This is a genomic window from Nonomuraea sp. NPDC003214 (assembly GCF_053590035.1).
Window position 1 is genome coordinate 36479 of record NZ_JBSFSX010000024.1, and the last position, 24392, is coordinate 60870.

Below are 24392 nucleotides of genomic sequence, written 5' to 3' on the forward strand. Positions count from 1 at the left end.
AGATCAGTTGAACTCCGATCAAGGCAGGTGTCAACGGTTCATACGTGCGCGGAATCGGCCCGATCGGGAACGAAGCGGTAACCCACGTTGCGCACGGTGCCGATCAGCGACTCGTACTCGGTGCCGAGCTTGGCCCGCAGCCGCCGCACGTGCACGTCGACCGTGCGGGTGCCGCCGAAGTAGTCGTAGCCCCAGACCTCCTGGAGGAGCTGCGCCCTGGTGAACACCCGGCCGGGGTGCTGAGCCAGGTATTTGAGCAGCTCGAACTCCTTGAACGTGAGGTCGAGCACCCGGCCGCGCAGCCGGGCCGTGTAGGTGGCCTCGTCGATCGACAGGTCGCCGCTGCGGATCTCGTCGGGCACCTCCTCGGCCGACCCCTGCGACATGCGGCCCACGGCCATCCGCAGCCGCGCCTCCACCTCGGCCGGCCCGGCGCTGTCGAGCAGGACGTCGTCCACGCCCCACTCGGCGGTCATCGCGGCCAGCCCGCCCTCGGTGACGATCACCAGCAGCGGGCAGTCGATCCCGGTGGTGCGGATCAGCCGGCACAGGCTCTTGGCCTGCACGAGCTCCTTGCGGGCGTCGACGAGCACGGCGTCGGACGGCGGGGCGTCGATGAGCGCGGACGCCTCGGCGGGCGCGACGCGGACCGAGTGGAGCAGCAACCCGAGCGCCGGCAGCACCTCGGACGACGGTTCGAGGGCGTTGGTCAGCAGGAGCAGGTTGCTCATCTCGGCCTCCTAAACGCGCAGGGACCCGGGGGCTACGTCGCCCAGGTCCCGTAGGCGAGGATATCCCACGGCTTTGTCGCGGACATTGCGCGTCCAGGGGGTGAACAACGGCTCTCATGAAACATCCGTGTTAACGAACGTGCACAATGGTGGAGAATCTACGGTGAGGTACTGATGGCCTTGGGAAAAGTGCGTTATTGGGCGGCGGCGAAGCAGGCGGCCGGAGTGGCGGAAGAAACGTTCGAGGCCGCCACGCTTGGCGAACTCATGACGAAAATCACAGAAAACCGCGCCGAACTCGCTCGGATCGTGAGCAGGTCGTCATTCTTGATCGATGGTTCTCCCGTCGGTAAGAGGCCGCATGACGAGGTGCCTCTCGGCGACGGCGTGACCGTCGAGGTGTTGCCGCCGTTCGCCGGTGGGTGATGGCGCGCTTTGGCGGGGAATCAGTCGATAAGCTCATGACCCCCCGCGTGAGACAGGGAGCCCGATGCGCAAGCTGCTCGTTTTCCTGATGCTGCTGATCGTCCTCCTGGTCGTCCTCGACCGGGTCGCGGTCGCGGGCGTGCAGCGCGACCTGGCCAACCGCATCGCCGCCGCCACCGACGTCACCGGCACCCCCGAGGTCACCATCGAGGGCATCCCCTTCCTCACCCAGGCGATCTCGGGCCACTACCCGGAGGTGCGCTTCGACCTCGGCACGCTCAGCTACGGCGGCGTGCCGATCGAGAACCTCAAGGGCGCCGCCTACGACGTGACCGCCCCGCTGACCGACGTCATCCAGAACCGGGCCGACATCCGGGCCGGCCGCCTGGCCGTCACCGGCACCGTGTCCAGCGCCACGATCGACCGCTTCGCCCCGCAGGGCATCAAGGTCAGCGGCAAGGGCGACAGGTTCGTCGCCTCCGGCGAGCTGATGGTGGGGGCGCAGAAGGTGAAGTTCACCGCCGAGATGCGGGCCGAGCTCGCCGACGGCGGCATCCGGCTCCAGGCCGAGAAGATCGAGGGCGTGCCCGACCAGCTCGCCCGGCTGGTCAACTACACGGTCCCGTTCAAGGGCAAGCTGCCCTTCGACGTCAAGGTCACCGAGGTGAAGAGCGTGGCCGGCGGGCTGCAGATCTCCGCCGAGGGGACCGACGTGCCGCTGCGTGGCTGATTCCGTGGACGACGCTGAACCGGTCCGGCGCCCCGTACGTGAAGAGGGTGTGAGTCCAGCTGGCACCGCCGACGAGGAGCTTGTGAGAAGCCTGTTCGACGAGCACGCAGGGCCACTGTACGGATACGTGCTGCGGCTGACGGGCGATTCGGGACGGGCGGAGGACGTGGTGCAGGAGACGCTGCTGCGGGCGTGGCGGCATCCTGACGCGCTCGCCGACCGGCCGATCAGGGCCTGGCTGTTCACCGTGGCCCGCAACCTCGTCGTCGACCAGCACCGGGCCCGCAAGGCGCGCCCGCCGGAGATCGGCGACGAGGCGCTGGCGGTGCTGCCGGCGGACGACGACCTGGAGCGCGCCGTCGAGTCGTGGGCCGTGGCCGAGGCGCTGGCCGAGCTGCGGCCCGAGCACAAGGACGTGCTGCTGGAGGTCTACTACCGGGGGAGATCGGTGAAGGAGGCGTCGGCGAAGCTCGGGATCCCGCCGGGCACCGTCAAGTCGCGCACCTACTACGCGCTGCGGGCGCTCAAGCTCGCCCTGGAGGAGCGGGGGCTGGCGCCGTGATGACGTGCGAGGAGGTGCGGCTGTCGCTCGGCGCGCACGCGCTGGGCGCACTGGAGCCGGACGAGGCCGAGGAGATCGACACCCATCTGGCCACGTGCGAGGCGTGCGGGGCCGAGCTGCTGGACCTGGAGGGGGTCGCCGGCTTCCTGGGCAAGGTGTCGGAACGTGACGTGGAGCTGGTCGCCAGCCCGCCCCGGGCGGTGCTGGACCGGCTGCTCGACGACCGCGCCAGGCGTCACCGGCGCGGCAGGCGGCTGACCGTCGTCGCCGCGGCGGCCGCGGCGCTCGTCGTGGGCGGCACGGTGTGGGGCGTCACCCAGCAGGGCGGCGCCACGGAGCAGGCCGCCTCGGCGCCCGCCGCCCGGTCGACGGTGAACCAGCCTCTGACGAGCGAGGAGGCGGCCGACCAGGCGATGCCGCTCCCGTCGACGGGCAGGCCCGAGCGTGCGATGCCGCTGCCGTCGTCCACCGGGTCCGACCAGGCGGAGCCGCTCCCGTCGTCCAGCGAGCGCACGAAGGCGACCCCGTCGGCGCGCGAGTCCGAGGCGCCGTCGCTCTTCATGGAATCGGCGGAGGAGCGCGAGTTCGCCGGCGCGCGGCAGGGCCGCGACGTCACCGTGCGGGCACAGCCTGCCGAGGACGGCGCCGAGCTCCACGTCGTGGTCACCGGCCTGCCCCCGGACGCGGAGGGCCGCATCGTGGTCCGCGGCCGTGACGGCGGGCGCGACACCGCCGGGTCCTGGACCGGCTCCGCGCCGCAGTTCTCCGTGCGCACGCGCATCCCGCTGGATCAGATCGCCCGGCTCGACGTCGTCGGCGTCAAGGGCGACCTGTACGTGAGCGCCGTGCCGAGGAATTGACCCGAGGAATTGACCGGAGGCCCCCGCTGGTTGCACCGGACGTGCTGCTGAACGAGACCGAGCTGGGCGCGGCGCTGGGGGAGCGGGCGACGCTCGTCCAGTTCTCCACCGCGTTCTGCCAGCCGTGCCGGGCCACCCGCCGGGTGCTGAGCGACGTGAGCGCCCTGGTGCCCGGCGTCGCCCACGTGGAGATCGACGCCGAGTCGCGGCTGGACCTGGTGCGGCGGATCGGCGTGACGGCGACGCCGACGGTGCTCGTGCTCGATTCCGCGGGAAAAGTGGTGAAGAAGGCGGCCGGGCAGCCGCGCAAGGCCGACGTGCTGCACGCGCTGGCCAGTGCTTTGTCTCACGATCCATCCCATGACTCGGACGAGATGTGACAGATGGCGAGACGGCGATGTAGTGTCGTCGCTGTGAACCCATCGACAGAGCTGCTGACGAAGCGGCGCGCGGTTGATTTCTGCCGCGTCGCCACCGCGCTCTGTCGCGCTGCCTGAGGACGGTCTACGCGCGTTCCAACCGCGCCCCCACCCGACCCTTCAGGAGCATCCCATTGATGCGTGCCGATCTGCCGTGCTCCGGCGTGGCGCCTGCCATCACCACCCCCACGAGGGGTGTCATCGGGATGCTCTCCTCACTGCAGCCTGGGGAATGCGCCTCGGCTGCGACAGAAATCCGCTGACCCGCCGTCTCCTGCCCGCCGCCAAACTGGAGGTTTCCCAATGAGCCGCTCCGCCGTCCTGGTGGACGCCGACTGGGTCGAGGCCAACCTCGACACCCCCGGTGTCGTTCTCGTCGAGGTCGACGAAGACACCAGCGCCTACGACAAGGGCCACATCCGTGGCGCCGTGAAGATCGACTGGAGGACCGACCTCCAGGACCCGGTCCGCCGCGACTTCGTGGACAAGACCGGCTTCGAAGCCCTGCTCTCCGAGCGCGGCATTGCCAACGACGACACCGTCATCCTCTACGGCGGCAACAACAACTGGTTCGCCGCCTACGCCTACTGGTACTTCAAGCTCTACGGCCACGACCAGGTCAAGCTGCTCGACGGCGGGCGCAAGAAGTGGGAGCTCGACTCCCGCGAGCTGGTCAAGGACGTTCCCCAGCGGGCGAAGACCGCCTACGTGGTGTCCAACCAGGACGACAGCATCCGCGCCTTCCGTGACGACGTCGTCGCCGCGATCGGCAAGCTCAACCTGGTCGACGTGCGCTCGCCCGACGAGTTCACCGGCAAGCTGCTCGCCCCCGCCCACCTGCCGCAGGAGCAGGCGCAGCGTGGCGGCCACGTGCCCACCGCGCGCAACATCCCGTGGTCCAAGGCGGCCAACGACGACGGCACCTTCAAGTCCGACGACGACCTGCGCGCCCTCTACGGCGCCGCCGGCGTCGACTTCGGCAAGGACACCATCGCCTACTGCCGCATCGGCGAGCGCTCCGCGCACACGTGGTTCGTGCTGCACGAGCTGCTCGGCCAGGCGAACGTGAAGAACTACGACGGTTCGTGGACCGAATACGGTTCGCTCGTGGGCGTTCCGATCGAGCTGGGGGAGGCCCGCTGATGAGCACTGCACAGGGTTGCGGAGCGCCGGAGCAGACCATCGCGCTGCCGGCCGGGATCGATCTGTCCAACCAGGCCGTCATCCAGGGCCGGGTGACCGGCGCCGGCACCGCCTACGCGCGGCTGCTCGACCACTCCGGCGAGTTCACCGGTGAGGTCGTCGTGTCCGACGAGGGCGTCTTCCGCTTCTTCGCGGCGCCCGGCGACTGGACCGTGCGCATCATCGCCGGCGGCGGCGTCACCCGCGACGTCCAGGTGGAAGCGCGGCTGGGCGAGGTCTCCGAGCTGGCCGTAGCGGTTTGACCCATGTCACGCGAAGCCCGCGTCCCCTTCCCGGGGGCGCGGGCTTCTCGCGTGCAACCGAATCGCGCTCGCCGGTGTTCTCCTGAACGTGAGCCAGACCGACTGCCTCGACCCGGTGCGCAAAGCACTGCTCGACGACCTCGACGAGGGCTTCGCCGAGCTCTACTCCGCACACCGCTGCGTGGTCTTCACCACCGCGCTGCGGCTCAGCGGGGCATGGAGTGACGCCGAGGACCTGACCGCCGAGGCGTTCCTGCGCGCGTACCGGGCGCTGACCGGCTACGACTCCGACCGCATCGCCGCGCTTCAGCCTCGCGCCTGGCTGCTGACGATCCTGATGAACCTCTGGCGCAACTGCGCCCGCACCCGTTCCCGCAAGCCCCCGCCCGACCTGCGCGACGAGCCCATCGAGACGCCCGACCCGCGCGAGGGCGTCGAGGAGAGCGCCGTCCGCCGCGAGACGGGCGACGAACTGCACGCCCTGCTGGGCCTCCTGCCGGCGGACCAGCGTGCCGCCGTCGTGCTCCGGCACGTCGTCGACCTGCCCGTCGCCGAGATCGCCACCGTGCTCAAGATCCCGCAGGGCACGGTCAAGTCGCACATTTCGCGCGGACTCAAGCGCCTGCGCGCCCTGGGAGGTGCCCGATGACCCACCACGCCACCGACCCGCTCCTCGCCCGGCTGGCCGGGCTCGGCGTCGACGCTCCCGCCGGGCTGCTCGACCGCGTCGCCGCCCGCTGGGTGCGCGTGCCCGGCCCCGTCGGCGACGTGACCGTCGCCTTCACCGACCAGGGCATCGCGTACGTGCGCGAGGACCACGACGGGTTCGCCGCGGCCTTCCACGACCGCTTCTCCCGGCCGCTGCTGCCCGCCGCCCGGCCGCCCGCCGGGCTCGTGACCGCCCTGCGCACCGGCCGCGCCGCGACGCTCGCCCTCGACCTGCGCGACCTGACCCCCTTCCAGCGCGACGTGCTGGAGGCCGCCCGGGCGATCCCCCGCGGCGAGGTCCGCCCGTACGCCTGGATCGCCGCCCGCATCGGCCGCCCCACCGCCGTCCGCGCCGTGGGCACGGCGCTGGCGGGCAACCCGGTGCCGCTGCTCGTCCCGTGCCACCGCGTCATCCGCTCCGACGGCGCGACCGGCGAGTACGTCTTCGGCGCCGAAGCCAAGGAACGCCTGCTCGCGGCCGAGGGCGTCGACCTCGGCCGGCTCCGCGCCCTGGCGGGCTCCCGCGTCTTCTACCTGGCCAGCGACACCACCGGCATCGTCTGCTTCCCGACCTGCCACAACGCCCGGCGCATCACCCCGGCGCACCGGCACGGCTTCCGCACCCTTCCCCAGGCCCGCGCCGCCGGCTACCGCCCCTGCCGCTCCTGCCGCCCGGCCGCCTGAGGCGGTAAAAGGGCATGGCCTCTCAAATGGGGCATGGCCTCTCAAAAAGGGCAGTGTCTCCCAGGAGGGCAGGGGCGGGTCGTAGGCTGCCGGGATGGAGCGTACGGAACGGGTGGTCGGGGCGGTCGTCGGGTCGGCGGTGGGTGACGCGCTGGGGGCGCCGTTCGAGTTCGGCCCCGCGGGCGCGTTCAGCGCGCGCTTCCCGAAGGCGGGCGGCCAGGGGGAGATGTGCGGTGGCGGCGGCTGGGGCCCGGGCGAGGCGACCGACGACACGCAGATGGCCGTCCACCTGGGCGAGTCGCTGCTGGAGCGCGGCGGCCTGGACCTGCCGGACGTGTTCGCGCGCTTCCAGCGGTGGGCGGCGGCCGAGCCGAAGGACATCGGCCTGCAGACCGAGCAGGTGCTGACGAACGGCATGCCGTGGGACCTGGCGGCCGCGTTCCACTTCGAGAGCACCCGCCGCGCCGCCGGCAACGGGTCGCTGATGCGGGCGACCACGTCGGCGGTCTACTTCGCCCGCCAGGGCCGTGAGGCGAGCATGGACGCCGCCCGGCGCATCGCGGCGCTGACCCACGGCGACCCGGCGGCGTGGGCGGGCACGGCGATCTACCACGAGCTGCTGCGCGTGGCGCTGGACGGCGGCGACCCGCTCGCGGCGATCGGCGACGCGCTCGCGCACGTGCCGGCGGAGCACCGTGAGCGCTACGCGGTGGTGCTGGCGCCCGGCTGGCATCCGGACCAGGCGACGGAGTTCAACGGCGCGGTGTGGCCGTGCCTGGGGTCGGCGGTGTGGGCGGTGCGCACCACGTCGGGGTTCGAGGACGCGCTGCGGGCGGCCGTGGACGTGGGCGGCGACACCGACACGGTGGGCGCGGTGACGGGCGGCCTGGCGGGCGCGGTGCACGGGTCCGGCGCGATTCCGGCGGGCTGGACGGAGCCGCTGCACGTGCCGCTGCCGGGCGCGGGTGACCGAGTGCTGCGGCTGCCGGAGCTGGCTGACCTGGCCCGCCGCCTGGACGCGGGGGCCTGAGGCCGCATTCCGTAGTTGCTGCTGCGGCACTTGGGGCAGACCGCTACGATTCAGCAGATGTCCGGATCGTCAGGTGTGATGGCACCGCCCCGGCCTGGGCCCGAACCGGCTCAGCGAGTGCCGTCGCCGTTCTCGCTGCCCCTGCACGCGCTCAGGCTCGCAGGGCGGTGCGCGCTGCCTCTGATCCTGTGGTTCTCCGTCGGCGAGCTGCTGCGCTGGGGACTCCTCTACGCGGCCACCGAGGTCCAGCACGGCAGCTTCAGGCAGCCGCGGCTCATCCTCGCGTACGTGCTCCTGACCGTGATCATCCTCGTCTCGATGACGGTGATCACCGGCATGTTCCTGTCGCTGCGCCGCGCGCTCATGGAGACCCGGGCCAGACGGGCGGACGGGCAGCCGGACGAGCAGTTCTGGTACTCGCTGAACCGGGTCGCGCCCGCCTTCGCCGTCATCTACATGGCCTGGTCGCTGTTCTACGAGGACGCCGCCGACTTCCAGCAGATGGACCTGTTCCACAACCTGGACGACAACTTCTACACGCCCATACTCAACAACGTGGCCAACGGCACGAACGAGGAGGTCACGTACGGGCTCGGGCTGGTCAGCCTGGACTGGCGGGTCTCGCTCGCCGCGATGGTCGTGACGTTCGGGCTGCGGCTGCTGTTCGGCCGGATGGTCGAACGGGGCACCGGCCGCTACTCCGGCATCGCCGCCGCCTTCGCCGAGTTCTCCTTCGTGTTCTGCGCGCTGAACGCCCTCTACAACATCGCGCTGGCCCGCAGCGAATGGGCCGAGCACCGGGCCGTCGTCGACGGCACCAAGAGCTTCTGGGAGCAGGCCAAGCAGAGCGTGCCCGGCTGGGAGGCGTTCTGGAACTGGTTCGGCGAGGTCTGGCCGCACATCACCGAAGCGCTCGCCGTGCCGCTGACCTGGCTGGCCGTGGCCATCCTCGTGTTCGGCGGAAGCGTGGACGACACCCGCAGGGCGCTGCGCGGCACCAAGCTGGAGCGGGGCGTCGACCGGCTGGAGAAGTCGCACACCATCACCCAGTCGGCCGTGGACCGCGTCGCCGGCGGCTTCATCGAGCGCTGGGTGCCCGTGGTCAACGCCTTCCGCATCACCATCAAGGGCGGGGCCGCGCTGTTCGGGCTCATGTGCCTGCTCTACACCGGCATCCACGTGGGCGCCGACTACCTGGAACGGGCCGTGCGCACGCTCGTCGGGTCGGACGTGCCGTTCATGTGGCTCTACGCCGGTTACCCGGTGACGTTCGTCAAGGAGCTCCTGGTGACCGTGCTGACCTACAGCGTGCTGGCCGCGGCCTTCGACATCGCGGCCACCAGGGCACGGCTGCAGGGCGAGGACATCACCGCCTGAACACCAGCACGTCGTTGCGCGCGGCCTTCGCCTCGTCCTCGGGGCTGATCGCCATGAGCTTGTCCACCGGGGTGTCGGAGCGGTAGGTGATGTCCGGCGCGAGATGCAGCTCCACCTCCGCGGCCACCGCCTTCGGCACGACCGCGCCCGCCGTGTAGGAGTACGGGACGCCGACCTCGTGCTTGTCCGTGGGCAGGTCGTTCTCCACGATCTCCACCCGCCAGGTGCGCTCCCGCCTGTCCTCCAGCGTGAGCTCCGGCACGCCGGTGAGCACCGCGCCGGTCTCGTCGGCCGCCTTCCGCGTGACGACGATCTTGAGCCACTGCTTGTCGGGCGTGTTGTGCCTGCCGCCGGGCGGGGCCTCCATCGGCTCGATCGACGACTTCCACGTCACGTGCTCGAACGTCTTCTCCTGGCCCGCGGGCACCACGTGGACGGTCTCGCCCGGCTGGCCGCTCTTGTAGAACAGGTAGCGGTCGGCCGTCGGCAGGCCGATGCTCAGCGCCAGCGCCAGCACCGCGCCGACCCCCAGCAGCACTGTACGCGGGCGCTTGGGCGGCTGCGCCGCCGTCCGGTCGTCGTCGCCCGGCGGCTCCGCGTCGCCGGAGGCCGCCCCCGGCCGGGCCTGCGGGCCCTGCGCGGGGGCGCCGGGCGGGTGCGCGAGGCCGGGCGGCTGGGCCGCGCCGGGCGGCAGCGGGCCCGCGCTGGGGATCGCCGGGATCGGCTGCGTGGAGCTGGTGGACTCCCGGCGCATGGGCGGCCACACCTGCTGGTCCGGGTGCGCGCCGACGCGCCGCTGCATCCCCGGGTACGGCTGCTGCCCCGGAGGCGCCCCGGGCCTGCCCTGACCTGGAGCCGGGGCGGCGTGACCGGGCGTGCCCTGGCCGGGGGGCACCGGCCTGGAACGGCGGCGCCGACCGGGGAGCGGCTGGCCGCCCTGCGGCGCCCCGCCGGGGTACGGCGGACCGCCCTGCGACGGGGGCTGAGGGCCCGGGTCCTGGGGCGCGTACGGCCGACCGCCCTGGGGCGGGCCCTCCGGGTACGGCGAGCCGCCCAGGGGCGAGCCGGCCGGGGGCGGGGTGGCGGGGGGCCGGTCGTCGGGCCGGGCCGGGCGGCCGGAGGCCGGGGCGAACCAGTCGCGGTCGTCAGTGCTCATCGTCTACTTCTTCTCGCCCAGGTCGACAACGTCCGCGGGCGCGGAACTCAGCTTCTTGGCCGTCGCCGCGTCGATGCCCAGGTCGACCTGCGCCTCCGGCGGCATCGGCTCGACGTACAGCCCGGCGATCGGCAGCCGGAACACGACCTGCGCGCCTTCCAGCGCCGAGGCGGGCACCTCGAACACGAACCGCCCGGAGGTCGTCCAGCCCGGCTGGATCCACGGGTACGCCAGCGTCGCCATCCTGTCGACCTTGTCCGTGGCGGTGTACTTCTTGCCGTCGGCGGCGAGCAGCACGGCGGGGCCCAGGTGGAGGGGTTCCTTCGGCACGGTCGCCTCGGCCTCGACGACGAGGAACACCTGCTCGGCGGTCACCACCTCGTCCTGGTTCCTGACGGTCCTGGCGGTGGTGACGTCGCGTACGCGGACGGAGAAGCGCCCGGCGTCGACCATCTCGCCCTTGGCGCCCGCGTACGTGAGCGGGGCGCCCGTCTCCTCGACGGAGAGCCGCAGCGACTGGACGCCCACGGCGCCGGCGGCGAGGACGATCCCGGCCAGGGTGCTGAGCAGGACGGCGCCGGCGCCGCGGCGGCGCGGGGCCTGACGTCGGGAGCGGCGCGGGGCCACGGTCTGCGCGGTCATCAGGCGTCCTCACGCTTGACGGGCAGGGTGACCGTGGCGGCCACCTCGGTCGCTCCCGGCTTGCCGAGGGGGTCGTCCTCGCTCGGCAGGATCCAGCTGGTCTCGCCGGTGAGAGGGTTCTCGATGGACTCGTACACGCCGAGCTCGTAGGTGACCTCCGCGGGCGGCTCGGCGGCGGCGTCGAGCTCGTAACGGGCCACCACGGTGACGGGGACGCCGGGATGAAGCTGGGCGGACTCGGCGCCCTTGGACGTGACGAACAGCCGGCCGCCGGACTTCGTCCTGATCTCGGGCGTCATCTTGAGCAGCGCGCCGCCGAAGCTGTAGCCGCTGCCCTTGTCGCTGGGCAGGTGGCCGACCGAGATGGTCTCGTCGGTCTTGTTGGTGACCTTGAAGAGCACGTCGAGGAAGCGCTTGTTCTCGGCGGACCCGATCTGCGCCCGCTCCAGCGTGACCTTCGACTCCACGAACTGGGTCTCGAACTGGCCCTGGTCGAAGCTCTGCCCGGTCTTGACCTTGGGCGGCGGGGCCTCGGGCGCCTCGTTGAGGCCCCCGAGCAGGGCGGTGACGCCGATGGCGGTGAGCGCCACCAGGGCCAGGGCGGGCACCGCTACCGGGCGTCTCGGCTTGTCGCTGCCGCCGGAGGGTTCCGTCATGGGTATGGATGGTAATAGGTCACACTCATCCCACTCACCCCAATGCGCCCATTGCGCTGGCCGAATTGCCGCGAACCCTGCCACAGCAGGGGTTGTAGCTTTTACGCTGTCATGACACAGGGCAGCCGGAGGGGGTCACGTGGCGGACGTGCATCCCGATCACGCACAGCTCCAGTCGGACCGCATCTATCTGGGCTGGCAGTATCTCCTGCTCCATCCCGATCCGGGCCCGCCGCCGAAGCGCCCCTCGCCCGCCGAGGAGGCGCCGGCGGCCGGTGACGGGCCGGACCCCGAGCTGCTGCGCCGCGAGCGGCTCCAGGAGGACATGCTCAACCGGCCGGTGCGGTTCGTGCGCATGTTCATGCTGGCGCTGACCGCGCTGCTGCTGGTGGTGGCCGTCGCCGGCTACCTGGACTGGTCGTTCGCGCTCCTCGGGATAGCGGCGGCCGGCGGTGTGGCGGCGATCTGCGCGTACGCGATCCTCCAGGGCGACCGGGCGGTGAAGTACCGCGTGTCCGAGCAGCAGGCGCGGGCCGACCGGCAGCGCCAGGAGCGCGACCGGGAGCTGTTCCGCGCCCAGGAGGAGCACGCCCAGCGCTACCGGGAGTGGCAGGAGGTCAAGGAGCGCCACGACCGCCAGCTCAACTGGTACGCCGTGGCCGTCCCCGACGAGATCGACCGCGTCGACGTGGCGGGCGGCACGCTGCCCGGCTGGTCGGCGCTGATCACGCTGCTGGGCGCCACCCGCCTCTACAGCGGCGGCCACCTGACCGTGCTCGACCTGTCGGAGGGCGCGATCGCCAAGGACCTGATCGAGCTGGCCCGCAAGGGCGGCGACGATCCGCTGGTCTGGGTGCTGCCCGTCGACCTGCCCCGGCTCGACCTCGGCGCGACGCTCAAGCCGGAGGCGTTCGCCGACGTGCTGGCGCACGTGGTCAGCGTGAGCGAGGAGCACCGCACCACCCGCGACCTCAGCTTCGACAACGCGATCCTGGAGCGGGTGCTGGAGGTGCTCGGCGAGAACGCCACGATCAGCCAGGTCACGGCCGCGCTGCGGGCGCTCGCCCAGGTCGGCGACCCGCGCGACGACCTGCGGTTCGGCCTGATCACGGCGTCGCAGCTGGAGCGCATCGGCACGCTGTTCGGGCGGGGCGTCAGCGACCGGGTGGTGATCGAGCGCGCCTGGGCGCTGGAGTCGCAGTTACGCAAGCTGGAGACGCTCGGCACCCAGGCGGTGCGGCTGCCCCCGGCGAGGCTGCGGGTCGTCAGCATGGACCGCCAGGCGGGCGTCTTCGGCAACCGGGTGCTGGGCACGTACGTCGCGACGGCGCTCACGCACATCCTGCGCCAGTCGCCCGCCTCCGACCGGCCCTGGTATCACACGATCATCGTGGCGGGCGCGGACAAGCTCCGCGGCGACGTGCTCGACCGGCTGATGGACGCCTGCGAGACCTCCCGTACGGGGCTCGTGCTCACGTACCGGTCGCTGACCCCGACCGTGCGCGAGCGGCTCGGCCGGGGGCACGCGGCGGTGGCGTTCATGCGGCTCGGCAACGCCGAGGACGCCCGCGTCGCCAGCGAGCACGTCGGCACCGAGCACCGGCTGGAGCTGGCCCAGCTCACCGAGACGATCAGCGACTCGCTGCCGCGCCTGGACGGCGGCTACACCTCCACCATCGACCAGCTCGACGACGGCGGCCAGGAGCGCGCCGAGAGCCACGCCGACCTGGCCGAGGACATCACCGAGTCCACCGAGTGGGGCAGGACCGCCGACAAGATCTCCGAGACCGAGCGGGTGCTCCAGCGTTCGCGCGAGTTCCTCGTCGAACCGCACCAGCTCCAGCAGCTCCCCACCACGTCGGTGATCGTCACCGACGCCACCGCGCAGGGCCGGCGCGTCCGCCTGGCCGACGCCAACCCGGCCATCCTCACCTTTCCCAAGACCACGTTGGGCGAGCTGGAGGACGTCCGCGACGCCGTTCTCGGCGCCGGACACCAGGAGAACGGCGATGGCGAGCCGCCGCCGAACCTGGGCCCGCCCCCGCCGCGCCTGGACTGGCGCAAGGACAGGCAATGACATGGTCAATGCCGAGGTGCCGCGCTGGCGGGGGGCGGAGTTTTACTGAACGACCGTCTGTGGGGGGATGAAATGCAGCCGAGTGTGTCGCTGAGCGGGCCCTGGTACCGGATCCAGTCCATCGCAGCACCCTCGCGCAGCTCGTCGGCGGAGTGGGATTTCGTCACCGTGCTGCCCGCCGTGCTGTCGGCAGCCCAGCGGGACCGGCCGTTCGTCATCGGCTGGCTGTCGCGCGGCTCCGGCGCGCCGCTGGAACTGATCACCAACGCCGGGCCGCTGTCGCCGCCGCGCCAGCCGCGCCGCTCGCCCGACGCGCCCGGCCGGCCCGCCGGGCCGCAGCCGTTGCTCTTCCCTGGCGGCGCGCGCGGCGTCGAGCTCGACGAGGAGTACCTGGCCGACCTGGCCGACCTGGTGTGGACGCCGTGCCCGGGCCGCCAGGCGCCGCCGCTCGGCGGCCGGCGTGACTCCGCCGGGCTCGACCCGGACGAGCTGAAGCGGCCCACGCTGTTCGAGTCGACGCTGGTCACGCTCATGTCGCGGCCGTTCGCCTGGCTGGTCGTGGCCGAGCCGACCGACCTCCTTGACGCCGAGGTGGCCCACCTGCGCACCCAGCTCAACGTGCTCAGGCAGTACGGCGACGCCTCCGAGCGGTCCAGGTTCGACGCCGAGCGGGCCGAACGCCGGATGCAGGAGCTCGACGCCTTCCGCGAGGCCGGGCTGTGGAACGTACGGGTGCTGGCCGGGGCCGCCACCGCCGAGGAGCTGGGCCAGATCGCGCCCGTCCTGGTCGGCTCGGTCGAGATGAGCCACCACCCGTACCGGCTGCGCAGCGCCCAGGGCTCGGTGCACGCGCTGCCCGAGGCGCTGGCCATCACCATGCAGGACCCCGCCGACGGCGCCGCCGCCCCCTTCGCGGCCACGGCGGGGGCGCTGGCGGCGCTCGCCGGGCTGCCCAGGCGGGAGGTGCCGGGCGTGCGGGTGCTCGACTCCGGCTTCTTCGACGTGACCTCCGAGGCGGGCGAGGGCGAGCTGGAGCTGGGCGAGATCCTCGACGGCCAGGACCGCGGCGTCGGCTCGTTCCGGGTGCCGCTGGCCACGCTCAACCGGCACGCCTTCGTCACCGGCGCCACCGGCTCGGGCAAGTCGCAGACGGTCAGGCACCTGCTGGAACAGCTCAGCCACGCCGGCATCCCGTGGCTGGCGATCGAGGCGGCCAAGTCCGAGTACGCGGCCATGGCCGGCCGGGTGGAGTCGATCGGCCCCGTCACGGTGATCAACCCGTCGGCGCCCGGCGGCGTGCCGTTCAGCATCAACCCGCTGGAGCCCGAGCCCGGCTACCCCGTCCAGGCGCACATCGACATGGTCAGGGCGCTGTTCATGGCCGCCTTCGACGCCGAGGAGCCGTTCCCGCAGATCATGTCGCTGGCCCTCCAGCGCGTCTACGAGGCCACCGGCTGGGACGTCGTCACCGGCGGCGCGGTGCCGGGCTCCAAGGTGCCGCCCAGCGTGCCGACGCTCGAACAGCTCCAGCAGCACGCCATGGACGTGATCAAGGAGATCGGCTACGGCCGCGAGGTGCAGGCCGACGTGGAAGGCTTCATCTCGCTGCGGCTGCGCTCGCTGCGCGTCGGCTCGGCGGGCCGCTTCTTCGAGGGCGGCCACCCCGCCGACATCGGCGGCCTCATGCGCCGCAACGTCGTGCTCGCCATCGAGGACGTCGCCAACGACGAGGACAAGGCGTTCCTCATGGGCACGCTGATCATCCGCATCGTCGAACACCTGCGGATGCGCGCCCGCCAGGAGAAGACCTCCGACCTGCGGCACGTCATCGTCATCGAGGAGGCGCACCGGCTGCTGCGCGACCGGGGCGCCGGCCGGGCCGCCACCCACGCCGTCGAGCTCCTGGCCGGCATGCTCGCCGAGATCAGGGCGTACGGCGAGGGCATCGTCGTGGCCGAGCAGATCCCCACCAAGCTCGTCCCCGACGTGGTCAAGAACACCGCGCTCAAGGTCGTGCACCGGCTGCCCGCCGAGGACGACCGCCGGCTCGTCGGCGCCGCCATGAACCTCAGCGACGAGCAGTCCCGCCACGTCGTGTCGCTGCCGCCGGGCGACGCCGCCGTGTTCGCCGACGGGATGGACCGGCCGCTGCGCGTCCGCGTGCCGCTCGGCGAGTCACGCGAGAAGCTGCTGGCGAGCCCGCCGCCGCCGATCCGCGGCCGCCGCTCGGCCGCCTGCGGCGCGCAGTGCCGCACCGGGCAGGCGTGCACGCTCGTCGAGCTGCGCGAGGCCGACGTGCTCGCCGACGCCCCCGACTGGGCGTGGCTGCGCATCTGGTGCGACACGGTCGTGCTCGCGTTCGTCAGCAACCGGCCGCTGCCCGGCGTCCCGCGCAGCCTGGCGGGCGCCTGGTCCGACCTGCCGGCCCGCCGCCGCGAGTGCCTGCTCGCCACCCTGGTCGAACGGGCCGTGCAGCGCCGCGCCTGGTCGCTGCGGAGCTGGTTCGACCCCGCGCTGCTCACCGAGAAGGCCGCCGAGACCGCCACCCGCCTGCTCGGCTCGCTCGAACCGGGCGGCGAGCGTCCCGGCGCGTCGTGGGTGATCCCGCAGGTGCGCTGGCTGCACGAGGTCGACAGGCTCTTCCCGTACGGCAGGCCCGCGCCCGACCTGCGCAGCCCCGCCCCGCCCCTGGAGTACGCGCTGTTCCGCCAGCAGGCCAACGGCAACGGCTCCGCCGACCTGATGCACGCCGAGCTGCTCGGCCACCGGGCCAAGGCGCTGCGCCACCACCCGCTGTCGATGGAGGTCGCGCACAACAGGGCGCTGGCGTGGCGGGTCATCCTCGGCGACGACGAGGGCGACGGCGTCCAGCGCGACGTGAACTCGGTCGCCATCGGCGTCGAAGGGCCCGCCAGACTCCGCCACGTCGGCCAGACGATGGGCGCCGGATGGCTGGAAGGCGTGCTGTCGTGGCCGCGCCGGTTCGTGCTGCCGTTCGAGGACGGCGGCGCTCCGGAGATCGCGTTCGTGGAGACGGGCGGCGAGTAGGAGGGCCCGCGATGCCCCGGGCCGACTAGGATTCTTGTTCATGACCCAGCTTCCACTGCGGGCTCAGCTCGCGAGCGCTCTGGGCCGCAGTGCCGCGACGCTGTCCAGGATGACCGGGCGGGGTGACGGTTCGGTGATCGGCGGCAGGGTCGGCCTGATGCTCGAGCCCGACCTGCTCCGCCAGCTCGCCCGCGACCGCAAGCTGGCCCTGGTGAGCGCCACCAACGGCAAGACGACCACCACCCGGCTGATCACCTCCGCCCTGCTGGAGCTGGGCGAGGTGGCCACCAACGCCTATGGCGCCAACATGCCGGCGGGCCACGTCTCCGCGCTGTCGCAGCACAAGAGCGCCCCCTACGGCGTGCTGGAGGTGGACGAGAAATACCTGCCCGAGGTGCTCGACACCACCGGCGCGGGCGTCGTCTGCCTGATGAACCTCAGCCGCGACCAGATGGACCGCGCCGCCGAGATCTGGCTCCTGGCGCAGAAGTGGCGCAGGGCGCTGTCCGGCAAACCCACCCACGTCATCGCCAACTGCGACGACCCGCTCGTCACCTGGGGCGCCTCGACCGCCGCCAAGGTCACCTGGGTGGCCGGCGGGCAGCGCTGGAAGGAAGACTCCTGGAGCTGCCCCGAATGCGGCGGCCCGCTGGAGCGCAAGGGCGTCGACTGGGCCTGCCGCGAATGCACCTTCCACCGGCCCGAGCCGCAGTGGGTGCTCGACGACGACGCGGTCATCGACCCGCGCGGGCAGCGCTGGCTGCTCGACATCCAGCTCCCCGGCCTGGCCAACCGGTCCAACGCGGCGATGGCGCTGGCCGTCTCCGAGGCGTTCGGGCTGCCGGTCGAGCGGGCGCTGCCCCGGCTGCGCGAGGTCACCTCGGTCGCCGGCCGCTACACGACCGTCGAGCGCGACGGCCGCCACGCCCGGCTGCTGCTCGCCAAGAACCCGGCCGGCTGGCTGGAGGCGTTCGACGTCACCGACCCGAGCCTGCCGATCATCCTGTCCGTCAACGCCCAGGGCCCCGACGGGCGCGACACCTCCTGGCTGTGGGACGTCGACTACCGTATCCTGCGCGGCCGCCCGGTGTTCGTCACCGGCGAGCGGCGGCTCGACCTGGCGCTCCGGCTGGAGGTCGCCGACGTGCCGTTCGCGCTGTGCTCCTCCTTCTCCGAGGCGCTGGCCATGCAGCCGCCCGGCCGGGTCGACGTGATCGCCAACTACACCGCCTTCCAGCTGATCCGATCGGAGTTCGGCCGTGCCGTCTGACAGCGCCCTTCGCATCGTCTGGATCTACCCGGACCTGCTCAGCACCTACGGCGACCAGGGCAACGCGCTCGTCCTGGAGCACCGGGCGCAGCGCCGGGGCATCGACACCGAGACGATCCACGTACGGTCCGCCGATCCCGTCCCCGAGACGGGCGACATCTACCTGATCGGCGGCGGCGAGGACCGGCCGCAGATCCTCGCGGCCGAACGCCTGCGCCGCGACGGCGGCCTGCACCGCGCCGTGGCCCGCGGCGCCGCCATGCTCGCCGTCTGCGCCGGTTACCAGATCATGGGCAGCACGTTCGGCGGCGAGGAGGGCCAGCCGGTCGACGGCATCGGCCTGCTCGACATCTCCAGCGCCCGCGGCCCCGCCCGCGCCGTCGGCGAGCTCGTGGCCGAGGTCGACGCCGCGCTCGGCCTGCCCACGCTGACCGGCTTCGAGAACCACATGGGCGTCACCCGGCTCGGCCCCGGCGTCCGGCCGCTGTCCAGGACCGTCAAGGGCGTCGGCAACGGCGACGGTTTCGAGGGCTGCTACGCCGGCCACGTCATCGGCACCTACCTGCACGGTCCCGCCCTCGCCCGCAACCCGGCGCTGGCCGACCTGCTGCTGTCGTGGCGCGTCGGCGAGCTCGCCCCGCTCGACGACACCCGCTACGAGCAGCTCCGCCAGGAGCGCCTGAGCACGGTCCTGGCCTCCTAGCTCCCCCTGTGACCGCGGGGAGCCCAGTCAGTAGACGAGCGCCTGCACGCCCTCCGCGGTGGCCTCCTCGACGAACGTGGGCGCGCCGGCGATGCGGACGCCGTCGATCACGTCGTCGACGGTGATCTCGCGCCGGGCCGCGCACTGCGTGCACAGCGTGACACGCCCGCCCGCGAGGATCGCCTCCAGCAGGTCGGGCAGCGGGACGGCGTGCGGCAGCTCGAACTCCTTGGCCCGCCCCGGCAGCGCGAACCAGGACGACTCGCCCGTGAGCCAGAGGGAGACGGGGACCCCGCTCGCGACGGCGGCGGCCGCGACCGTGAACGCCTGGTTGCACCGCTCGGGCGCGTCGGCCCCGGCGGTCACCTTGATCACCAGTGATCGTGCCATGCAGTCACCCTAGCCCGCCTCGGGCGGGACTAGGGTTGGGGGTCATGGAGGAACCTGAGGTGCACCCCGACCTGGAGCCGATCGCCTTCCTGCTCGGCCGGTGGGAGGGTGCGGGGGTCGGCGGCTACCCCACGATCGAGAGCTTCAACTTCGGGCAGGAGATCGAGTTCGGCCACAACGGCAAGCCGTTTCTCACGTACGTGAGCCGCACGTGGCTGCTCGACCAGGACGGCGGCCGGGTCAGGCCGCTGGCCACCGAGTCCGGCTACTGGCGCGTGCAGCCCGAGCGGCAGCTCGAAGTGGTGCTGTCGCATCCGACCGGCATCGTGGAGATCTACGTCGGCGAGGTCGTCTTCCACAAGATCGACCTGCACACCGACGTGGTGGCGCGCACCGCGTCCGCGAAGGAGTACACCGCGGGCAGGCGGCTGTACGGGCTGGTCAAGGGCAATCTGATGTGGGCCTACGACATGGCGGCCGTCGGTCACCCGCTGACGTCGCACATGTCGGCCGAGCTGAAGAAGGTGGCGTGATGGGCGCCCCGTTCACCGACGACGCCGTCGAGGCGATCAAGCGTCACATGAACGACGACCACGCGGCCGACTCGCTGATCATCGTGCGCGGGCTGGGCGGCCGGCCGGCGGCGACCACGGCGGTGACGAGCGACGTCGACGGCGAGGCGATCGAGTTCACGATCGACGGCGGCGAGCGGGTCAGGGTGCCGTGGGGCGAGATGCTGACGGAGCGGGCGCAGGTGCGGATGGCGGTTGTGCGCCTCTACCGCGACGCCTGCCAGGCGCTCGGCGTCCCCGCGCGCGGAGAGCACTGAAAAACAAAAGAGGGCCCCGGGCGGCGCTCCGCCTGCCGAGCAGGCGGGCCGGATGGACCAAAGACGGGATCGGATCCCGCCCTCCGGCTGCCAGGGGCCCCGGTGGTTGCCTCGAATTCGCCGACGAGCACGAGACAACTAAGTCCGCGACGTCAGCGGACAACCACCTCGCTAGTCCAACTATGAATCACCATTGTTTGGACCACCTCCTTTCCGCGTACTCATGAAGTTATGCGGTCGCCGTCGGAGGGGGCAAGTGAATTAACGTCCGGTCGTAGACTCGGGGCATGACGGAGACGCAGTGGCATGAGGAGCTTCGCGCCAAGGGTTACCGGGTCACTCCGCAGCGCCAGCTCGTGCTGGAGGCGGTCAAGGAGCTGGAGCACGCCACTCCTGACGAGATCTGCGTCAAGGTCAGGCAGACGGCCCGCGGGGTCAACATCTCGACCGTCTACCGCACGCTGGAGCTTCTCGAGGAGCTCGGCATGGTCACCCACACCCATCTGGGCCACGGCGCCCCGACCTACCACCTGGCGTCCGACGCCGACCACGTCCACCTGGTGTGCCGGGGCTGCGGCGACGTGGGCGAGGTGCGGCCGGAGATGGCGGAGGGCCTGGTCAGGGGGCTGGACGACGAGCTGGGGTTCGTGGCCGACGTCCATCACCTGACCGTCTTCGGGCTCTGCCGGGAGTGCCGTTAACCTGGAGGGCATGCGTAGCCCTCTGCTTGACCTGCCCGGCGCCGTCCCCGCCGACGGCCCCGACGCCGACGTGGCGGCGCACTACGGCGACCTGTTCGCCGAGCAGCGCGCCCTGGCCAAGGGCGAGGCGGTCGTCGACCGGAGCAACCGTGAGATCGTCCGGATCGCGGGGGCCGACCGGCTGAAATGGCTCAACGACCTGACGTCGCAGAAGCTCGACACGCTCGCCCCGGGGGAGTGGACCCAGACGCTCCTGCTCGACCTTCAGGGCCGGGTGGAGCACCATCTGACGCTGGTCGACGACGGTGAGGCGGTGCTGGCGCACGTCGAGCCGGGCGCCTCGGCGAGCCTGATCGACTATCTGGACCGGATGCGGTTCATGCTGCGCGTGGAGGTCTCGGCGGCCGACGAGCTGGCCGTGCTGTCGACGGCGACGGAGGACCTGCTGGTGCCGCGCGCCGAGCTGGCCGAGCATCTGGGCCGGCCGGTGGCGGGGCTGTGGGCGTACGAGGCGCTGCGGATCGAGGGGCACCGGCCCCGCATGGGCTTCGAGACCGACCACAAGACGATCCCGCACGAGGTGGGCTGGATCGGCGCGGCCGTGCACCTGTCGAAGGGCTGCTACCGGGGGCAGGAGACGGTGGCGCGGGTGCACAACCTGGGGCATCCGCCGCGGCGGCTGGTGTTCCTGCACCTCGACGGCAGCGTCGACACGCTGCCCGCGCACGGCGCTCCGGTGATCTTCGAGAGCCAGGAGGTGGGCACCGTCGGCTCGGCGGCCCGCCACCACGAGCTGGGGCCGATCGCGCTGGCCGTGGTCAAGCGCACGGTCCCGGTCGACGCGCCGCTGCTCGCCGGCGGTGTCGCGGCCTCGCAGGAGGTCATCGTGCCGCCGGACGCCGGGCGCAACGTCAGCATCGACCCGAGCCTGCGCCGTCGCATCCGCTGACTAGACGTCGATCACCAGGGTGATCGGGCCGTCGTTGACCAGCGAGACCTTCATGTCGGCGCCGAACCGGCCGGTCTCCACGTGCGCGCCGAGCGCGCGCAGCTCCTCGACGACGGCCTCGACCAGGGGCTCGGCGACGGGCCCCGGGGCGGCCGCCTGCCAGGTGGGGCGGCGGCCCTTGCGGGTGTCGCCGTAGAGCGTGAACTGGCTGATCACCAGCAGCGGCGCGGCCACGTCCGAGCACGACTTCTCGCCATGCAGGACGCGCAGCCCCCACAGCTTGGCGGCCAGCTTGGCCGCCTGGTCGCGCGTGTCGGTGTGGGTGACGCCGACCAGCACGAGCAGCCCCGGCTCGTCGATCGCGCCGACAGGCTGCCCGTCGACGGCCACGGACGCGGAGCTCACCCGCTGCACTACAGCTCGCATGGGACCACATTGTGGCCCAGAAATACACTCGTGAGAAAAGGAGGAGCCGATGGCGCTGGTCGTGGAGGTCGTGCGGTCGGGGTTCGTGGAGTCCAGGCACCTGGCGCGGATGCTGACCCTGGACGCGGCGGGCCGCCCGGCCGAGACGCACGGCGCGGTCGCGGAGCCGGCGTCGCCGCGTTCGGCGATGAAGCCCCTCCAGGCGCTCGGCATGGTGCGCAGCGGGCTGCGGCTGAGCGGCGAGCTGCTGGCGCTGGCGTGCGCGTCACACGCGGGCGAGCCGTTCCACGTCGACGGCGTGCGCAAGATCCTGGCCGGGGCCGGGCTGGACGAGTCGGCGCTGCGCTGCCCTGAGGACTACCCGGAGGACCGGGCGGTGACCGACCGGGGCCGCGTCTACATGAACTGCTCGGGCAAGCACGCCGCCATGCTCGCCACCTGCGTGGTCAACGACTGGCCGCTGGAGTCCTACCTGGAGCCGCCGCACCCGCTCCAGCGGGCGATCCGCGCCACGGTGGAGGAGCTGACCGGCGAGCGGATGCCCGCCTCCGGCGTCGACGGGTGCGGGGCGCCGCTGTTCTTCGTCTCGATGCTGGGCGTGGCCAGGGCGTTCCGCACGCTCGCGGTGAGCGGCGAGGGCGGCGTGTTCGACGCCGTCCGCGCCCATCCGCAGTGGACGTCCGGCACCCACCGGCCGGAGACCGCGCTCATGCGGGCGCTGCCCGGCCTGATGGTCAAGGTGGGCGCCGAGGGCTTCCAGGCGTTCGCGTACGAGGACGGGCGCGCGGGCGCGATCAAGGTCGAGGACGGCGCGGCGCGCGCCAGGACCACGCTCACCGTGGCCGCGCTGCGCTCGCTCGGGCTCACCTCACCGGAGCTGGACGAGCTGGGCGTGCAGCGGGTGTACGGCGGCGGCCGGCCGGTCGGCGAGCTGCGGATCCACCCCGACTAGAGGGTGCGGAACTGCCGGGTGGCCGAGATCGCGCCCGACGTCGTCGTGGTGAACGTGCGCATCGACCCGGCGAACTTCGACAGGTCCCACTCGGCGGGCCCGTGATACCAGTACAGGTTGTCGGCCTGCGAGCCGTTGCCGGTGACCGAGGCGACGACCCGCGACCAGTGCTCCACCCCGTCGAAGATCACCGCATAGGGCAGGTAGCGGGAGAACAGCTCGACCCGGTGCTGCTCCGGCACCTCGCCCAGGTCGCCGGAGAAGAGATACTCGCGGAAGCCGAGCGTGTGGGCCAGCGCGGCCGACCCCTTGGCCGTCTTGGCCGGCATGTACTGCCCGCCCACGGCCAGCGCCCCGCCCGCCACGATCACGCCCAGCCCGATCAGCCCGTACGTGGTGAACCAGGCCAGCGCGCCCGTGGCCAGCACGCCGAGGCCGATGAGCACGACGCCGATCGTGGTCCAGCGGGTCCGCTCGGCGTCCGGTCGGCGGGCGAACCAGCCCTGCGTGACCACGTCGGTGTAGAGGGCGTCGCGCACCTTGCCCAGATGCGTGGCGAACGAGCCGGACAGCTGCGACAGCAGCACCGCGTCCCGGCCCTCGAAGATCGCCTCGTACAGCGCCCGCTCGTAGGGCAGCAGCGCGTTGACGGGCGCGTTCGGCAGCCGTACCAGCATCCAGTCAGGGGCGTCGTACGTCTGGCGGGGCTGCTCGTCGATGCGCAGGTAGCCGCGGACGGCGAGGTCCACGATCGTGGCCGTCACGTCCACCACGTCGGCCTGCTCGTCCACGAGCGTGCCGATCTGGCCGGGACGCACCCCGTCGGGCGGGCTGAAGTGGCCGTTCTGGACGGGGTCGACCGCGCCGCGCTCGTGGCCGACGATGCGGGCGTCGCGGCCGCGCGTCCAGTAGAGCAGCGCGACGCCGCCGAGCAGCAGCACGAGCAGGCCGGCCAGCGCGCCGCCGGTGACGGGGCTGAGCGTGAACGCCGCCGCCAGCGAGAACCGCTTCTCCAGGATCGGCTCGCCGCCGCTCGCGCCCGCCGGGAAGCCGACCACCACGGTCAGCGCCTGGCCGGGGGCGATGCCCGCCTGCTCGAAGTCGGCGTGGGTGGCCGTGTGGTCCATCGCGGCGGCGGTGCAGCCGATGGCGGAGGTCAGCTCGCCGGCGAAACATGACAGGTTCTGCACCTGGCCGGGGCCGCTGACCTTGACGGTGGCCTTGTCGACGGCGGTGTTCCAGCCGTTGACGGCGAACCAGCGCAGCTCCTCGACGCCGCCGGTGGGCGTGACGGCGCCCTGGACGTCGTACTCGACGGTGGCGGGCGACTTGACCGTCAGCACGTCACCGGCCAGCGCGCCGCCCTTGAGGTTGGCGATCCGGTAGACGCGGTCGCTGGTGTCGTCGTAGCGCGTCCTGGTCAGGAACGTCCGCTGGAGCTCGCCGGAACCGCCGCTGATCTTCTCGACCACGTGCAGCGTGCCGCCCTTGCCGAGGGTCATCGTCACCTCGGTGGTGATCCCGGCCTCCGCCAGGGCGGGAGTCGCGGTCAGCGCCAGGGCGACGGCTCCGAGAGCGGCTAGCGTGTGCCTGATACCCGTCATGGCCGTGAATCGTATCG

Annotated in this window: 28 protein-coding genes; 21 read left to right on the plus strand and 7 right to left on the minus strand. The window is 72.3% G+C overall.

All coding sequences use genetic code 11. The features are described from left to right. Positions 1–38 precede the first annotated feature (38 nt). Entirely contained in the window at positions 39–731 is a 693-nt protein-coding gene (locus ACWDXC_RS41905; RefSeq protein ID WP_219518567.1) for a response regulator transcription factor, read from the minus strand. Positions 732–905: 174 nt separating this feature from the next. On the opposite strand from ACWDXC_RS41905, the gene ACWDXC_RS41910 reads away from it, so the two are divergent. The 12 genes from ACWDXC_RS41910 to ACWDXC_RS41965 all read left to right on the plus strand — a co-directional run bounded on the left by ACWDXC_RS41910 (position 906) and on the right by ACWDXC_RS41965 (position 8972). Further along, positions 906–1157, plus strand: a complete 252-nt coding sequence (locus ACWDXC_RS41910; protein ID WP_219518564.1) for a MoaD/ThiS family protein — start codon at positions 906–908, stop codon at positions 1155–1157. Between the two features lie 64 nt (positions 1158–1221). Beyond that, positions 1222–1887 carry an LmeA family phospholipid-binding protein gene (locus ACWDXC_RS41915; RefSeq protein WP_449992128.1) on the plus strand — a complete coding sequence of 222 codons (666 nt, stop codon included), beginning with the start codon at positions 1222–1224 and terminating at the stop codon, positions 1885–1887. Between the two features lie 49 nt (positions 1888–1936). Further along, positions 1937–2449, plus strand: a complete 513-nt coding sequence (locus ACWDXC_RS41920) for a sigma-70 family RNA polymerase sigma factor (RefSeq protein ID WP_219518558.1) — start codon at positions 1937–1939, stop codon at positions 2447–2449. Further along, a complete protein-coding gene (locus ACWDXC_RS41925; protein WP_449992188.1) occupies positions 2449–3309 on the plus strand; it encodes a zf-HC2 domain-containing protein in 861 nt (286 codons plus the stop codon). Before ACWDXC_RS41920 ends, ACWDXC_RS41925 begins: the two co-directional genes overlap by 1 nt. Before the next feature lie 47 nt (positions 3310–3356). After that, positions 3357–3689 (plus strand): TlpA family protein disulfide reductase, encoded by a 333-nt coding sequence (locus ACWDXC_RS41930; RefSeq protein ID WP_246646931.1) that lies wholly within the window; start codon positions 3357–3359, stop codon positions 3687–3689. 3 nt (positions 3690–3692) lie between these two features. Further along, positions 3693–3806 carry a putative leader peptide gene (locus tag ACWDXC_RS41935; RefSeq protein ID WP_442937724.1) on the plus strand — a complete coding sequence of 38 codons (114 nt, stop codon included), beginning with the start codon at positions 3693–3695 and terminating at the stop codon, positions 3804–3806. A gap of 225 nt (positions 3807–4031) precedes the next feature. Further along, positions 4032–4871 carry a sulfurtransferase gene (locus ACWDXC_RS41940; protein ID WP_219518553.1) on the plus strand — a complete coding sequence of 280 codons (840 nt, stop codon included), beginning with the start codon at positions 4032–4034 and terminating at the stop codon, positions 4869–4871. Further along, positions 4871–5173 carry a DUF1416 domain-containing protein gene (locus tag ACWDXC_RS41945; protein WP_219518549.1) on the plus strand — a complete coding sequence of 101 codons (303 nt, stop codon included), beginning with the start codon at positions 4871–4873 and terminating at the stop codon, positions 5171–5173. Before ACWDXC_RS41940 ends, ACWDXC_RS41945 begins: the two co-directional genes overlap by 1 nt. 88 nt (positions 5174–5261) lie before the next feature. Continuing rightward, positions 5262–5822, plus strand: coding sequence for an RNA polymerase sigma factor (locus tag ACWDXC_RS41950; protein WP_308126233.1), 561 nt, complete (start codon positions 5262–5264; stop codon positions 5820–5822). Then, complete coding sequence (locus ACWDXC_RS41955) at positions 5819–6565, plus strand: methylated-DNA--[protein]-cysteine S-methyltransferase (protein ID WP_449992133.1); 747 nt, start codon at positions 5819–5821, stop codon at positions 6563–6565. The genes ACWDXC_RS41950 and ACWDXC_RS41955 overlap by 4 nt, the downstream gene beginning before the upstream one ends. Positions 6566–6659: 94 nt before the next feature. Then, entirely contained in the window at positions 6660–7595 is a 936-nt protein-coding gene (locus ACWDXC_RS41960) for an ADP-ribosylglycohydrolase family protein (protein ID WP_449992135.1), read from the plus strand. A gap of 117 nt (positions 7596–7712) precedes the next feature. Further along, the gene (locus tag ACWDXC_RS41965) at positions 7713–8972 is read left to right on the plus strand and encodes a hypothetical protein (protein ID WP_219518541.1); all 1260 of its coding nucleotides are present in this window, start codon (positions 7713–7715) and stop codon (positions 8970–8972) included. On the opposite strand, the gene ACWDXC_RS41970 is transcribed toward ACWDXC_RS41965, so the two are convergent. From ACWDXC_RS41970 to ACWDXC_RS41980, 3 genes are read right to left on the minus strand one after another with little or no spacing between them, the layout of a single operon-like run. Further along, positions 8962–10128 carry a hypothetical protein gene (locus ACWDXC_RS41970; RefSeq protein WP_449992138.1) on the minus strand — a complete coding sequence of 389 codons (1167 nt, stop codon included), beginning with the start codon at positions 10126–10128 and terminating at the stop codon, positions 8962–8964. The genes ACWDXC_RS41965 and ACWDXC_RS41970 overlap by 11 nt on opposite strands. Before the next feature lie 3 nt (positions 10129–10131). Continuing rightward, positions 10132–10770: a hypothetical protein gene (locus tag ACWDXC_RS41975; RefSeq protein ID WP_364167301.1), complete on the minus strand. Its 639-nt coding sequence runs from the start codon at positions 10768–10770 to the stop codon at positions 10132–10134. Beyond that, positions 10770–11426, minus strand: a complete 657-nt coding sequence (locus ACWDXC_RS41980; RefSeq protein ID WP_449992142.1) for a hypothetical protein — start codon at positions 11424–11426, stop codon at positions 10770–10772. The genes ACWDXC_RS41975 and ACWDXC_RS41980 overlap by 1 nt, the downstream gene beginning before the upstream one ends. A gap of 139 nt (positions 11427–11565) precedes the next feature. Here ACWDXC_RS41980 and ACWDXC_RS41985 point away from each other — a divergent pair, with 139 nt between their 5' ends. The 4 genes from ACWDXC_RS41985 to ACWDXC_RS42000 all read left to right on the plus strand — a co-directional run bounded on the left by ACWDXC_RS41985 (position 11566) and on the right by ACWDXC_RS42000 (position 18524). Then, on the plus strand, positions 11566–13503 hold the full coding sequence (locus ACWDXC_RS41985) for a hypothetical protein (protein WP_219519253.1): 1938 nt from the start codon (positions 11566–11568) through the stop codon (positions 13501–13503). 72 nt (positions 13504–13575) lie between these two features. After that, positions 13576–16551 (plus strand): ATP-binding protein, encoded by a 2976-nt coding sequence (locus ACWDXC_RS41990; RefSeq protein WP_449992145.1) that lies wholly within the window; start codon positions 13576–13578, stop codon positions 16549–16551. Positions 16552–16591: 40 nt separating this feature from the next. Then, positions 16592–17821 carry a MurT ligase domain-containing protein gene (locus tag ACWDXC_RS41995; RefSeq protein WP_219519248.1) on the plus strand — a complete coding sequence of 410 codons (1230 nt, stop codon included), beginning with the start codon at positions 16592–16594 and terminating at the stop codon, positions 17819–17821. Beyond that, positions 17811–18524 carry a type 1 glutamine amidotransferase gene (locus tag ACWDXC_RS42000; RefSeq protein ID WP_449992149.1) on the plus strand — a complete coding sequence of 238 codons (714 nt, stop codon included), beginning with the start codon at positions 17811–17813 and terminating at the stop codon, positions 18522–18524. The genes ACWDXC_RS41995 and ACWDXC_RS42000 overlap by 11 nt, the downstream gene beginning before the upstream one ends. 27 nt (positions 18525–18551) lie before the next feature. Here ACWDXC_RS42000 and ACWDXC_RS42005 read toward each other — a convergent pair whose 3' ends face one another. After that, positions 18552–18914: a DsrE family protein gene (locus tag ACWDXC_RS42005; RefSeq protein WP_219517828.1), complete on the minus strand. Its 363-nt coding sequence runs from the start codon at positions 18912–18914 to the stop codon at positions 18552–18554. 44 nt (positions 18915–18958) lie between these two features. On the opposite strand from ACWDXC_RS42005, the gene ACWDXC_RS42010 reads away from it, so the two are divergent. The 4 genes from ACWDXC_RS42010 (at position 18959) to ygfZ (ending at position 21393) form a co-directional block, all read left to right on the plus strand. Next, positions 18959–19447: an FABP family protein gene (locus tag ACWDXC_RS42010; protein WP_219517829.1), complete on the plus strand. Its 489-nt coding sequence runs from the start codon at positions 18959–18961 to the stop codon at positions 19445–19447. Next, positions 19447–19743 carry a DUF2470 domain-containing protein gene (locus ACWDXC_RS42015; RefSeq protein ID WP_449992152.1) on the plus strand — a complete coding sequence of 99 codons (297 nt, stop codon included), beginning with the start codon at positions 19447–19449 and terminating at the stop codon, positions 19741–19743. Before ACWDXC_RS42010 ends, ACWDXC_RS42015 begins: the two co-directional genes overlap by 1 nt. Before the next feature lie 287 nt (positions 19744–20030). Continuing rightward, on the plus strand, positions 20031–20444 hold the full coding sequence (locus ACWDXC_RS42020; protein WP_219517831.1) for a Fur family transcriptional regulator: 414 nt from the start codon (positions 20031–20033) through the stop codon (positions 20442–20444). Positions 20445–20454: 10 nt separating this feature from the next. Continuing rightward, on the plus strand, positions 20455–21393 hold the full coding sequence (gene ygfZ, locus ACWDXC_RS42025) for a CAF17-like 4Fe-4S cluster assembly/insertion protein YgfZ (RefSeq protein WP_449992155.1): 939 nt from the start codon (positions 20455–20457) through the stop codon (positions 21391–21393). Here the strand turns inward: ygfZ and dtd are convergent, their stop codons facing one another. Continuing rightward, the gene (dtd, locus tag ACWDXC_RS42030; RefSeq protein WP_219517835.1) at positions 21394–21819 is read right to left on the minus strand and encodes a D-aminoacyl-tRNA deacylase; all 426 of its coding nucleotides are present in this window, start codon (positions 21817–21819) and stop codon (positions 21394–21396) included. 49 nt (positions 21820–21868) lie between these two features. Here dtd and ACWDXC_RS42035 point away from each other — a divergent pair, with 49 nt between their 5' ends. Next, a complete protein-coding gene (locus tag ACWDXC_RS42035) occupies positions 21869–22771 on the plus strand; it encodes an asparaginase (protein ID WP_219517836.1) in 903 nt (300 codons plus the stop codon). On the opposite strand, the gene ACWDXC_RS42040 is transcribed toward ACWDXC_RS42035, so the two are convergent. Next, positions 22768–24375, minus strand: a complete 1608-nt coding sequence (locus ACWDXC_RS42040; RefSeq protein WP_449992159.1) for a DUF2207 domain-containing protein — start codon at positions 24373–24375, stop codon at positions 22768–22770. The two genes, ACWDXC_RS42035 and ACWDXC_RS42040, sit on opposite strands and share 4 nt — an antisense overlap. Positions 24376–24392: the final 17 nt, after the last annotated feature.

Bases quoted from the DNA above. Each gene is read 5' to 3' on its own strand.
- ACWDXC_RS41905 (WP_219518567.1), bottom strand. From the start codon at position 731: ATGAGCAACCTGCTCCTGCTGACCAACGCCCTCGAACCGTCGTCCGAG.
- ACWDXC_RS41960 (WP_449992135.1), top strand. From the start codon at position 6,660: ATGGAGCGTACGGAACGGGTGGTCGGGGCGGTCGTCGGGTCGGCGGTG.
- ACWDXC_RS41945 (WP_219518549.1), top strand. From the start codon at position 4,871: ATGAGCACTGCACAGGGTTGCGGAGCGCCGGAGCAGACCATCGCGCTG.
- ACWDXC_RS42005 (WP_219517828.1), bottom strand. From the start codon at position 18,914: ATGGCACGATCACTGGTGATCAAGGTGACCGCCGGGGCCGACGCGCCC.
- ACWDXC_RS42010 (WP_219517829.1), top strand. From the start codon at position 18,959: ATGGAGGAACCTGAGGTGCACCCCGACCTGGAGCCGATCGCCTTCCTG.
- ACWDXC_RS41955 (WP_449992133.1), top strand. From the start codon at position 5,819: ATGACCCACCACGCCACCGACCCGCTCCTCGCCCGGCTGGCCGGGCTC.
- ACWDXC_RS41915 (WP_449992128.1), top strand. From the start codon at position 1,222: ATGCGCAAGCTGCTCGTTTTCCTGATGCTGCTGATCGTCCTCCTGGTC.
- ACWDXC_RS41925 (WP_449992188.1), top strand. From the start codon at position 2,449: ATGACGTGCGAGGAGGTGCGGCTGTCGCTCGGCGCGCACGCGCTGGGC.
- ACWDXC_RS42040 (WP_449992159.1), bottom strand. From the start codon at position 24,375: ATGACGGGTATCAGGCACACGCTAGCCGCTCTCGGAGCCGTCGCCCTG.
- ygfZ (WP_449992155.1), top strand. From the start codon at position 20,455: ATGCGTAGCCCTCTGCTTGACCTGCCCGGCGCCGTCCCCGCCGACGGC.
- ACWDXC_RS41990 (WP_449992145.1), top strand. From the start codon at position 13,576: ATGCAGCCGAGTGTGTCGCTGAGCGGGCCCTGGTACCGGATCCAGTCC.
- ACWDXC_RS41910 (WP_219518564.1), top strand. From the start codon at position 906: ATGGCCTTGGGAAAAGTGCGTTATTGGGCGGCGGCGAAGCAGGCGGCC.
- ACWDXC_RS41935 (WP_442937724.1), top strand. From the start codon at position 3,693: ATGGCGAGACGGCGATGTAGTGTCGTCGCTGTGAACCCATCGACAGAG.
- ACWDXC_RS41940 (WP_219518553.1), top strand. From the start codon at position 4,032: ATGAGCCGCTCCGCCGTCCTGGTGGACGCCGACTGGGTCGAGGCCAAC.
- ACWDXC_RS41975 (WP_364167301.1), bottom strand. From the start codon at position 10,770: ATGACCGCGCAGACCGTGGCCCCGCGCCGCTCCCGACGTCAGGCCCCG.
- ACWDXC_RS42020 (WP_219517831.1), top strand. From the start codon at position 20,031: ATGACGGAGACGCAGTGGCATGAGGAGCTTCGCGCCAAGGGTTACCGG.
- ACWDXC_RS41980 (WP_449992142.1), bottom strand. From the start codon at position 11,426: ATGACGGAACCCTCCGGCGGCAGCGACAAGCCGAGACGCCCGGTAGCG.
- ACWDXC_RS41995 (WP_219519248.1), top strand. From the start codon at position 16,592: ATGACCCAGCTTCCACTGCGGGCTCAGCTCGCGAGCGCTCTGGGCCGC.
- dtd (WP_219517835.1), bottom strand. From the start codon at position 21,819: ATGCGAGCTGTAGTGCAGCGGGTGAGCTCCGCGTCCGTGGCCGTCGAC.
- ACWDXC_RS42015 (WP_449992152.1), top strand. From the start codon at position 19,447: ATGGGCGCCCCGTTCACCGACGACGCCGTCGAGGCGATCAAGCGTCAC.
- ACWDXC_RS42035 (WP_219517836.1), top strand. From the start codon at position 21,869: ATGGCGCTGGTCGTGGAGGTCGTGCGGTCGGGGTTCGTGGAGTCCAGG.
- ACWDXC_RS41970 (WP_449992138.1), bottom strand. From the start codon at position 10,128: ATGAGCACTGACGACCGCGACTGGTTCGCCCCGGCCTCCGGCCGCCCG.